This window comes from Candidatus Binatia bacterium, assembly GCA_036382395.1.
Classification (GTDB): Bacteria; Desulfobacterota; Binatia; order HRBIN30; family HRBIN30; genus JAGDMS01.
Window position 1 is genome coordinate 1 of sequence record DASVHW010000438.1, and the last position, 1,995, is coordinate 1,995.

The window sequence follows — 1,995 nt, forward strand, 5'->3', positions numbered from 1 at the left end:
ATGGTGGCGCAGTCGAAGGCGTTCGTCACACGCTTCGGACGCGAGCCCACCACCCAAGATCACGTCTTCTTCTGTTGGCACTCCGACACGCCGAGGGCAATGTGCGACTTGTGTTTCGCGGAATATGAGCGGGCGATCGTCGCGGCGGCAGAAGAAGCAGGGATCGATCCAGGAGAGGCACTGGAGATCGCTGGTGTCGAGGACCCATTCGGATCGCTGAGGTCCACGAACTGATCGAGGGTTGCCCTTACTGCGGCAGCACCGTGTCGATGGAGGAACTTTTCGCGTCCTTCGTCGGCACGATCTTGATGACAGCGCCTGCGGGTACGGTCGTGAAGCCTTTCATCTGCAACGCCGATTGGAAGGCCCGGTAGGCTTCGTCAATCGACATCTTAGTCGGGGAGATGATCGAATGCCGCGACGCTGCCGGTAGAAGTACGCGCGTAGTACTCCGAGCTTACGGTGTCGCCGCGCCCTCTTGTATAATAAACATGGTTATGGCGGCCGCAGCGAACCCTGTCCTGGTGGTTTCGGCGAGCCGCGCGTTCCAGAGCCGCTTTGTCGGGTGGACAGAAAGGAGAACCAATGGTTGAAAGAACGGCTGTACTCCTCGCGTTGGGCGCGCTCTTCATTGCCGGGTGTGATTTTCGCCCTAGCGTTTTTTCATCGGCGTTTTCCCAGTTTAGCTGCAAGTACCAGGGGGCGACGTATTCGCACGGCTCGATGGCCTGCCAATCGGGCACCCAGTACCGATGTGATGACGGAGAATGGAGGGATCTCGAAGTCGCTTGCAGGAGCGGCGACATCGAGGGGCGGATGGCTCCGGACGGGCGATCCTGTATGTACAGCGGCGCAACGGTTGCGACGCAGTCCACCATCTGCAAGGAGGGCACCACCTTCCGCTGCGAGGACGGTGAGTGGCGCAACCTCGGTACCGCTTGCCAGTAGGGTGTCTCGAAACAACCGAAAGCCCCGAAGCGTCCGACCCGGAGACGGTCGGCTCATTGTTCTGGCCTGGAGGTCGGGTAGTCCGTGGGCTACCCCGCAAACAGGTCGGGTGACTGTTTCAGCCACGGTCTTCAGGTCGTGTCGTAGCTCCGGCCACGCACAGAGCATCACGGCACAAATCGGGGCAGTTGCGCCGATTATGTGAGAGATTCTTGAGACAGCGACGGCAGCGGCACGCCGAGTACACCAGCACCGGGATTGCGGCGAGGTCTGGGTCCGCGAGCTGCCGGCTACGAAATTTCATTACGGGCATCGTCAGATCAAGCACGATCAGGCATGGACGAAGGCCGCTGTGCTGGGGGGTCTCCGCTGACTACCTGCTGCATGGCGGCAGAACGGGCCGGGAATGGTGTCAATCAGCTTCGCTCCCTGGCGCGCTCTCGACAGGCGCTGGTACTGGATAATCTCGCCCTGCGCCACCAACTCGCCACCCTGGCGCACCGCGCCCGCCGTTCACGCCTCGTACCGGTAGACCGCCTGTTCTGGGTCGCCCTGCGTGCGGTGTGGACCGACTGGGCCAGGTCCCTCGTCATAGTCAAACCAGCCACCGTGGTTGCCTGGCACCGCCGTGCGTATCGTGCGTACTGGCGCTGGATCTCGCGTAAGCCCGGCCGCCCCCGAACCGACGCCCAGCTCCGTGATCTCATCCGCCGCATGGTTACGGAGAATCGGTGGGGCGCCCCGCGCATCCATGGTGAGCTGTTGAAGCTCGGCTTTCGAGTTTCTGAGCGGACGGTGTCGCGTTATGTCCGGACGTCACCGCCCCGGCGCCCACCCGGTCCATCCTGGAAGACGTTTCTGGACAATCACCGGGACGTGCTCGCAGCGATGGACTTCTTCACCGTGCCGACGCTGAGCTTTCGGCTCCTTTATGTTCTATTGGTTATCCAGCACCGTCGTCGCACAGTGCTGCACTTCAACGTGACGGCCAACCCCACGGCAGCTTGGGTCACCCAGCAGCTGCGCGAGGCATTGCCCTTCGCGGCA

At 62.1% G+C, this 1,995-nt stretch carries 3 protein-coding genes; 2 read left to right on the forward strand and 1 reads right to left on the reverse strand.

What is annotated here, in order from left to right; translation table 11 throughout:
• Positions 1–234: hypothetical protein (locus VF515_21690; protein ID HEX7410242.1), on the forward strand; the 234-nt coding region annotated here is incomplete at its 5' end.
• A gap of 13 nt (positions 235–247) precedes the next feature.
• Here the strand turns inward: VF515_21690 and VF515_21695 are convergent.
• A complete protein-coding gene (locus VF515_21695; protein HEX7410243.1) occupies positions 248–409 on the reverse strand; it encodes a hypothetical protein in 162 nt (53 codons plus the stop codon).
• Positions 410–1,332: 923 nt separating this feature from the next.
• Here VF515_21695 and VF515_21700 point away from each other — a divergent pair.
• Positions 1,333–1,995 (forward strand): integrase (locus VF515_21700; protein ID HEX7410244.1); only part of this gene is annotated, 663 nt, incomplete at its 3' end.